At 40.7% G+C, this 8720-nt stretch carries 7 protein-coding genes; 1 reads left to right on the forward strand and 6 read right to left on the reverse strand.

Annotated elements, in window-relative coordinates; genetic code table 11:
* From WBA23_RS02150 to WBA23_RS02160, 3 genes are all read right to left on the reverse strand, one after another.
* The coding region (locus tag WBA23_RS02150) for an ATP-binding cassette domain-containing protein (RefSeq protein WP_424580596.1) at nt 1-347 on the reverse strand (347 nt) is incomplete at its 3' end.
* Nucleotides 348-467: 120 nt separating this feature from the next.
* Nucleotides 468-1913 carry a Fe-S cluster assembly protein SufB gene (gene sufB, locus WBA23_RS02155; RefSeq protein WP_424580597.1) on the reverse strand — a complete coding sequence of 482 codons (1446 nt, stop codon included), beginning with the start codon at nt 1911-1913 and terminating at the stop codon, nt 468-470.
* Nucleotides 1914-2079: 166 nt separating this feature from the next.
* On the reverse strand, nt 2080-2547 hold the full coding sequence (locus WBA23_RS02160) for an Lrp/AsnC ligand binding domain-containing protein (protein ID WP_424580598.1): 468 nt from the start codon (nt 2545-2547) through the stop codon (nt 2080-2082).
* A 440-nt stretch (nt 2548-2987) separates the two neighbouring features.
* On the opposite strand from WBA23_RS02160, the gene WBA23_RS02165 reads away from it, so the two are divergent.
* Complete coding sequence (locus tag WBA23_RS02165; RefSeq protein WP_424580599.1) at nt 2988-4679, forward strand: AMP-binding protein; 1692 nt, start codon at nt 2988-2990, stop codon at nt 4677-4679.
* Nucleotides 4680-4734: 55 nt separating this feature from the next.
* On the opposite strand, the gene WBA23_RS02170 is transcribed toward WBA23_RS02165, so the two are convergent.
* The 3 genes from WBA23_RS02170 to WBA23_RS02180 all read right to left on the reverse strand — a co-directional run.
* Nucleotides 4735-6186: an OmpA family protein gene (locus tag WBA23_RS02170; protein WP_424580600.1), complete on the reverse strand. Its 1452-nt coding sequence runs from the start codon at nt 6184-6186 to the stop codon at nt 4735-4737.
* A gap of 17 nt (nt 6187-6203) precedes the next feature.
* Nucleotides 6204-7238, reverse strand: coding sequence for a PorP/SprF family type IX secretion system membrane protein (locus WBA23_RS02175; RefSeq protein ID WP_424580601.1), 1035 nt, complete (start codon nt 7236-7238; stop codon nt 6204-6206).
* The coding region (locus WBA23_RS02180; protein ID WP_424580602.1) for a gliding motility-associated C-terminal domain-containing protein at nt 7235-8720 on the reverse strand (1486 nt) is incomplete at its 5' end. The genes WBA23_RS02180 and WBA23_RS02175, both read right to left, overlap by 4 nt.

Below are 8720 nucleotides of genomic sequence, written 5' to 3' on the forward strand. Positions count from 1 at the left end.
TCTAACGGGTCTTTTCCTTTATGCTGACGTACTTGATTTACGGCTGTTTTTAAGAAGTTAGTGGTACTCACTCCAGGAATCTCTACCGGATATTGAAATGCCAGAAAAATGCCTTCTCTAGCTCGTTCTTCTGGCTCCATCTCTAACAGGTCTTGTCCCATGTACTGCACCGAGCCATCAGTTACCTCAAAATCTTCTCGTCCGGCCAATACTGAGGCTAATGTGCTTTTGCCCGAACCATTGGGTCCCATAATAGCGTGCACCTCACCAGGTTTCACTTCTAAATCAATGCCCTTAAGTATTTCTTTTTCTTCTACTCTTGCGTGTAGTCCGTTAATTTTTAACATAGCAGTTAGTGAATTATAGCAACAAAATTAGAAGGGAAGCTCACGTAGAATGATCTTCACTAGATCTCCAACATCTGCCCTTCTAATTTGCAAATATTTAGTTAAATGGCTGTAGGGGAATTAACCTACACTTCCTTCTAAGGTAAGGGCCAATAATTTTTGAGCTTCTACGGCAAACTCCATCGGAAGTTGGTTCAGCACTTCTTTACAGTAGCCATTAACAATAAGCGCAACCGCATCTTCTTCGCTAATACCGCGCTGTAGGCAATAAAAAATCTGATCTTCGCCAATTTTAGAAGTAGTAGCTTCGTGTTCAATCTGCGCCGAGCTATTGTCTGATTCTATATAGGGAAACGTGTGCGCACCGCATTGATTGCCCATTAGTAAAGAGTCGCACTGAGAGAAGTTTCGAGCATTATCAGCTCGCTTCATTACCTTAACTAAACCTCGGTAACTATTTTGACTTACTCCCGCCGATACGCCTTTTGAAACAATCCGACTACGAGTGTTTTTTCCGATATGGATCATCTTAGTTCCAGTATCGGCTTGCTGATGATTATTGGTAACGGCTACCGAATAAAACTCACCGATAGAGTTATCACCTTTTAAGATGCAACTAGGATATTTCCAAGTAACTGCGGAACCGGTTTCTACCTGTGTCCAAGAGATTTTAGAATTATCTCCAGCGCAAATGCCTCGTTTGGTTACGAAATTGTATATTCCACCTTTACCGTTCTTATCACCAGGGTACCAATTTTGAACTGTAGAATACTTGATTTCAGCATCTTTAGCTGCGTATAGCTCAACGACCGCCGCATGAAGCTGATTTTCATCACGCATTGGGGCGGTACAACCTTCTAAGTAACTCACGTAGGAGCCTTCCTCCGCTACAATCAACGTTCGTTCAAATTGTCCGGAATTTGCAGCATTGATACGGAAATAAGTAGAAAGCTCCATTGGGCAACGTACCCCTTTCGGGATGTAGCAGAAAGAACCGTCACTAAAAACCGCTGAGTTAAGAGCCGAATAGTAGTTATCTCCAGGAGGCACCACTGATCCAATGTGTTTCTTTATAAGTTCGGGATGCTCTTGAACCGCTTCACTAAACGAGCAGAAAATAATTCCAAGCTTTCCCAGTTTATCTTTAAAAGTAGTAGCTACTGATACACTATCAAATACCGCATCTACCGCTACTCCGGTTAATCGCTTCTGCTCCTCTAATGAGATACCCAATCGCTTAAAAGTATCCAGCAACTCGGGATCTACCTCATCCAGACTTTTAGGGCTTACCTTCAGCTTTGGAGCTGCGTAGTAAATAATATCTTGATAATTAATCTGAGGAAAAGACACATTATGCCAAGTCGGCTCTTTCAACGTAAGCCAGTGATGGTACGCTTTCAATCGCCACTCCAACAACCATTCTGGCTCATTTTTCTTCGCAGAAATAAACCGGATAGTATCTTCATTGAGGCCTTTCGGAGCTGACTCCTGCTCAATGTTAGACTCAAATCCATATTTATAATCAGATTGGGTAAATTCTTCTAGAATTTGATTGTCTTTGCTCATCAGAAAATAGTTTGTTTAATTCTTAATTGGGTAACGTTCCACACCAAGAAACGTTCCCTGAAAAATTGGTAAATTTAGTAGAAACGATTGCTAGTTTACCTCCTAATTTAGAACGAATTTAAACAAGCACAGTTACAAAACCTACCCGGTTTTTAAGAAAAAGAAATTAATCACCCAGTTGGATATGGCGGTTTAGACTTTCTTCTAACGATATAAGAGTTTCCGTGCGGACAATTCCTTCAATTCGCTGAATTTTGTCGTGCAACACTTCGCGCAGATGTTTAGTATCGCGGCAATGAATTTTAATAAAGATGCTATAGTTTCCGGTCGTATAATGAATTTTTACAACTTCAGGTACTTTCTTCAATTCATTTACTACGCTATCGTATAGAGAGCTCTTTTCTAAATAGATTCCTAGGAAAGCGGTGATGTCATATCCCAGTTTAGAATAGTCCATATTAAGGGTAGTGCCCTGCACAATACCCATTTCTTCCATTTTTCGCATACGAACGTGCACGGTTCCACCCGATACGTATACTTTTTTAGCGATCTCGGTATAGGGGATTTTAGCATCATCTGACAGTAAAGCAAGGATTTTAAGATCCACGTTATCAATTTCTAAATTTTTACTCATTTTGGTGATGGAAATTAGGTTTGATCTAATATTTTAGGTGTTAAATTACGATAGATATAAATTTTTACCAAATTTATTAAATATTTTTTAAATTTATGCGGAACTTACTAATTTAGCTTCTGCTAAGAATAAGAAAGCTGCTCAGCTATTACACTGTAGGGTGATGAAATTGGCAGCCATGCCCTCCCGTCTCGAGGGTGGAGACAACGGAATAAACCCGCCTCAGGCTGGCTAACCGCTCCGTGGAGGTTCGACTCCTTCCCCTACAGCTTTTTATTTTTGGGTTAATGTTGTTTCTGGAAAAGGTTATGATTATTCATGACCTTTTTTTTATTTCCCCTCACTAAACATTCTTTTTTCTATTTTACTTAAGGATTTGTTAATTTACGTCAGTAATTTTCGTTAAAATTAATAAATAATTATTAACCAGCCCTATAAATATGGAAGATCAAATATCTCCTTGGTTTCAACACTATCCTGAAGGAATATCTCAGCAAATAAATCCTCAACAACATGAGTCCCTTACAAATTTTGTTGATCACTGTATTGAAGAATTTGGACCCCGCACAGCTTTTGAGTGTATGGGAGCATCAATTACCTTTAACGAACTTGACCAATTGTCTAGAGATTTTGCGGCTTACTTACAGCATGATTTAAAGCTGAAAAAAGGAGATCGGATTGCCATTCAGATGCCTAACTTACTTCAGTATCCTATTGCTATGTTAGGGGCACTGCGAGCAGGCCTGATTGTGGTTAATACTAACCCGCTTTATACTGCTCGGGAAATGAAACATCAGTTTATTGATTCAGGTGCAAAAGCAATTGTTATACTAGCAAACTTCGCGTATAATCTGGAAAAAATTATTTCTGAAACATCTATTAAACACGTAATTGTTACCGAAATCGGTGATCAATTGGGTGGACTGAAGAAAACTATTGTGAATGCAGTAGTGAAGTACGTAAAGAAAATGGTTCCAAAATATAATCTACCAACTTCTCTCTCTTTTAATGATACACTTAAACAAGGAAAGAAGCGCACATTTACAAGGGTTGAACTCAGTGGAGAGGATACTGCATTCTTACAATACACGGGAGGAACTACCGGTGTATCCAAAGGCGCAATTCTAACTCATGCCAACCTAATTGCTAATATGGAGCAAATTTCGGCCTGGATGTCAGTTGGACTAAATAAGGCTGAAGAAACCATGATTACGGCTTTACCACTTTATCATATTTACGCGCTGACAGTCAACTGTTTTTCTATGATGAAAATCGGAGCAAAGAACGTGTTGATAACTAATCCGAGAGACATGAAAGGGTTTCTTAAGGAACTAAAAAAACATCCTTTCACGGTGATTACCGGATTAAATACTTTGTACAATGGTATGATGAATCACCCTGATTTTGATACGGTAGATTTTTCTCATTTAAAGGTAGCCAGTGCCGGAGGAATGGCGATGCAACATGCCGTAGCCGATAGATGGAAAGAAAAAACCGGAGTACCGGTGGCCGAAGGCTACGGCCTAACGGAAACCTCTCCGGTGCTAACATCAAACGTACCTGTTAGCGGACAAGAGCGTATTGGCACTATTGGTATACCAGTGCCCAGCACCCAACTAATGTTCGTTAATGATGAAGGGGAGGAAGTAGCTATTGGAGAACCCGGTGAGATTTACGCGAAGGGGCCGCAAGTGATGCCCGGCTATTGGAATCGGCCCGATGAAACTGAGAAAGTATTTACAAAAGATGGGTGGTTCAAAACTGGCGATATTGGAGTAATGGATCAAGATGGATTTATCAAAATAATTGATCGAAAAAAAGAGATGATCAATGTTTCAGGCTTCAATGTTTATCCGAATGAAATAGAGGAGGTTGTTTCCGGACACGCGAAGGTGCTGGAGGTTGGAGCAATTGGGGTACCTGACCCCCGATCTTCGGAAGTGGTAAAAATTTGTGTGGTGAAAAAAGATGCATCACTCACGGAAGATGAATTAAAAGCGTATTGTAAAGAGAATATGACTGCCTATAAAGTTCCTCGCTATATTGAGTTTAGAGACGAGCTTCCAAAGTCGAATGTGGGCAAAATTCTTAGAAGGCTACTCAAAGATGATAATACTCAACCTCAACCTTAAACTAAGCAGGCTTTGTAACACTAAATTTAATCTGAAAGAGACGCTATCGTCCGTTTTATTGACCAAAACCGATAACTACTCTTCGGTTTTGCTTTCTCCCGTCGGGGCTACTATTATTGGTGATTGGTTGAGTTGAACCTTTCCCGTAAGTAATAATACGTCTCTCCTCTACTCCTTGGTTCAGCAGAAATTTCTTGACGGATTGTGCCCGCTCAATTGACAACTTCAGATTATAATCTTTACCACCCGAATCATCAGCGTGGCCTACCACTTCTACGTACAAGTTGGGGTTCTCTTGCAGTAGGTCAACTGACCCTTTAAGATCAGAATAGCTCGTTGGTAGTAGCTCGCTTGAATTAAGATTGAAGAAAACCGTGTTTTCATCAAACGATTTTTCTGGCTCAGTAGTACTACTACCTGATTCATAGGAATCACCTCCATCATTATTTGCTTTTCTGAATTCATCAAGGAGAGCCTGGGTTTCTTCTAGTAAGGCTCGAGTTTCTTCATCAAGCTCAGTTTCTTCGGCACTACGGTTTTGCTCGGGTACAACACCAGTACCCGGTCCGCTAATGACTCGGCTAGCCATTTGTTGCTCTCGCTCTTCTCGGCTAATAATGCGTGATTGATAAATATCCGTTGAACTCCCGTAACGATTACTTACAAAAAATACCTGTCCGTTATTCGCCATTGATAAGTAGGCATCAAAACCAGCTGAGTTAATACCATCACCCAGGTTTTCTGGTTCACTCCAATTCGTCCATGAAGTATCCTGACGATAGCTCACAAAGATATCGGTATTTCCGTAGCCGGGATGTCCGTTACTAGCGAAGAAGAGAGCTTTTTTATCCTCGGATAAGAATGGAGATATTTCATAACCTTCCGTATTAATTGTTTTGCCTAGATGTATCAATTTGCTCCACTCTCCGGTTTGAAGATCCTTTTCCGTAACGTATAAGTCTTCCATTCCTTTCGATGATTCTGTTTGTAAGGAAACTATTGCCAGATCTTCTGTGGGGGCAACGTAAATTCCGTAGAAGTCACCTATCTTCTCTTCTAGTCCAGGAATGTTTATGTCGTTAGGTTGACGCCAACTCTGATCAATTCCGAAGCTAAATGCAATACCGGGCAGCTCCTTTGTTTCTGATTGATAAGAATTTAGTAGATACAACGTATTACCTGTTTGGCTTATGCCAACTACCGCATTATTATTTTGATTATTTAATGTTTCTAAGTTATTAAGTGGTTCGGCCCATTCGCCACTCGGTTGCTGTTTGGCATACCAAATATCCTGCCCCGAACGTACTCCACCTGTATTTTGAGCATAGAGCGATCGAACAAAATATAATGTGCTATCAGAAGAAGAGTACATAGGATAACTTTCTTCGGCACCACTGTTAATAGTATCATTTAATACTACTGGCTCATCAAAATACATTGTCTGACCCCAGACCGTTTGGTGAGTTACCAGTAACACAAATCCACAATATATTAAAAACTGTTTCATAGATTGCATATTTTACACTACCACAGATAGGGAGACACTTGGCGAGAGTTAAATAATACTACTCCTAAAGTTATCTCATGAATACCTGATTGTAAGTTGTTAATTCCACTAAGTCCGTAGTCATAGGAATAGCTTATATTGAAGGTATTATTAATAAATACCCCAGCCATTCCCGCAACTGTATTGGTGTTTCGGTACGATAAGCCTGCCCAAACTACATCCCCTAACTTAATCCGAGCTCCTACGTCAAAAGTTAATGGACTCACTCCATCGTAACCAATGTAGGCCCCTGGGAATAACATAAGTGCTTCTGATAGATGTAACCGTAATCCTAACATACCAAAGTGAGTAAGCTGTTGCTGAGCGGTAATTTCGCTATCATTATATAGGTTGTTTTGTAGAATTCGGGCAGCAGAATACCCTACATAAAACAGATCACTATAAAGAAACATCCCGGCGTTCAGATCAAAATTAGTAACCTGTCCTTGCTGGTTCCGATACGCCAAATATGTAGGGTCATCAGGTTCAATAACGGTAACACTGGATACATCAATTTGCTGGTTAGTCACCCCCGCTGATACACCAATAGCTAACCTTAAGCGATTACCAATTGGCAAATGCGATGCATACGACATAAACCCGGAAGTTTGCGCAAATATTCCTTGGTTATCACTAGTGATGTACCCGCCTAACCCATGCTTTACGGTACTTCCACCGTAGCGAGAGTTCGCATCAAACTGATCGTAAAGTGATGGGTTACTAATGCGTAATGAATTATTATGAAAGCTGGACGATGATGATTTTGCTCGCAAAGGAGCGTGAGCACTGATGTAGTAGGTCTCAGGAGCTCCGTCTAATCCCGACCATTGCTGGCGGTAACCAACTTTCAAATCCATAAAGCCTTCAATACCAGTAGTGGCCGGATTCATGACTATTGGGTTCTGAAAATATTGCGTTAATCGAAAAAGCTGTTGGGCCGAAGCAGGTTGAGCCAATAGCATCAAGCCAGCAAAGGTAAGTAAGCTTATTATATAGTAAATTTTTTTTATCATCGTAACAGCGTTACAGTTCCTGAATAATCTTTTAATTCGCGAGGCAATACAATTGTATAGTAGTAGCTACCCGCCGGCAATGCCTCACCGTTATACGTTCCGTCCCAATCATTCTGATAATTCGTGCTTTCAAATACATTGTTGCCAAATCGATCGTAAACCGTCACCTTCACTGATGAAAATATTACTGCATTAGGAAGTACCCAAAAATCATTGATATTATCATTGTTGGGAGTAAATGCCGAAGGAATTTCCAGAGGCACTCCCGAACAGTCCACTGCTTTGACCAATACAGTATCCTGAATACGATCTAGCCCTTCACTACTAGTAACTTGTACAATATACTGGGTAGTTACTGTGGGAGATATAGCAACTACTGCCTCGTTCGTTGCCAACTGAATTTGACAATCCTCTTGATCACAAGACCAACTATAGGAAACCGGGGCCTCACCCGACAGAACTTCCACCGATAATTCTACGGTTTCGCCAGGACAAATATCAATCGAGTCGGCAAGATTAATAGATAGAGCGGGCACAACAGTCAAAGCAACTAAAGCACTATCATCTGCTACTTCAGCTCCATCAAAGGCGTTCCAAGCCCATTGATCCGCTCCTAAAAAATCTACGAACGGACGGTAGAGTAACTCAGAAATATCTTGAGAGCTTAAGAAAAACCCACCCACTGATTGATCGACTTCAGCTTGGGTAATCGTATCATTGGCTATTGTAAGAACGCCCTGAGAAGGTAAAGTAACTATCCGGAGGCTACCAAATTGATTGGCTACGGGAGAATTATCTAGGTCGGCATAGTTTTCTGAAAAATCAGCAGTTGTAAATCCTAGGCTCCCATTTTGCACAAGCTTTCTAGCAAAACTCGCTACCGTAGGTGGAGTATTCTCTATTAATTGGATGGTTCGCGATAAGGTATTACTGGGCGTTACATCATTAAATACTTGTATTGCTATTTGCCGACTGACTTGCACTTCTTCTGCGGTGGATTGATAAAGCAGCGAGCGAGCTATTGCTTGATAACTTTCTAATGAATTTTTACCTGTTATATCTAGGCGACCTTGCGCTTCGTTCCAGGTAACGGTCATACCCTCCGGTACGCTAACCAAAATACTGTCTATTGCAGAATCGTAGCCAACTTCAAAAAAAACAATCATTTGAGTGAGACTGTCGCTGTCTACATCTGTAATTATTAAAGATGAATGAAAAGGTGCCGCGTTGTTTCCTAAAACGTAACTTAACAATTTAGGCTCAGAGGAGGTAAGTATCGTACTATCATCTATTGGTACCACGCTAAGCACTCGCGAAGCCAAGTTACTAACGCTATCATTCTCATCGGTAGCCTGAAATTCAAACGTTAAGAACGTGGATTGAGGATTATCGCTGGAATTTTGGTACGCTACCGAGCGTAAAATAGTCTGATACTGACGTAAACTACCTTCACCAATAAATTCTAACTGATTTTCACTTATT

Origin of the sequence: Tunicatimonas sp., from assembly GCF_049647865.1 — a bacterium.
GTDB lineage: Bacteria > Bacteroidota > Bacteroidia > Cytophagales > Cyclobacteriaceae > Tunicatimonas.

Coding starts and splice junctions, on each gene's coding strand:
- sufB (WP_424580597.1), bottom strand. CDS start 1,913: ATGAGCAAAGACAATCAAATTCTAGAAGAATTTACCCAATCTGATTAT.
- WBA23_RS02160 (WP_424580598.1), bottom strand. CDS start 2,547: ATGAGTAAAAATTTAGAAATTGATAACGTGGATCTTAAAATCCTTGCT.
- WBA23_RS02165 (WP_424580599.1), top strand. CDS start 2,988: ATGGAAGATCAAATATCTCCTTGGTTTCAACACTATCCTGAAGGAATA.
- WBA23_RS02170 (WP_424580600.1), bottom strand. CDS start 6,186: ATGAAACAGTTTTTAATATATTGTGGATTTGTGTTACTGGTAACTCAC.
- WBA23_RS02175 (WP_424580601.1), bottom strand. CDS start 7,238: ATGATAAAAAAAATTTACTATATAATAAGCTTACTTACCTTTGCTGGC.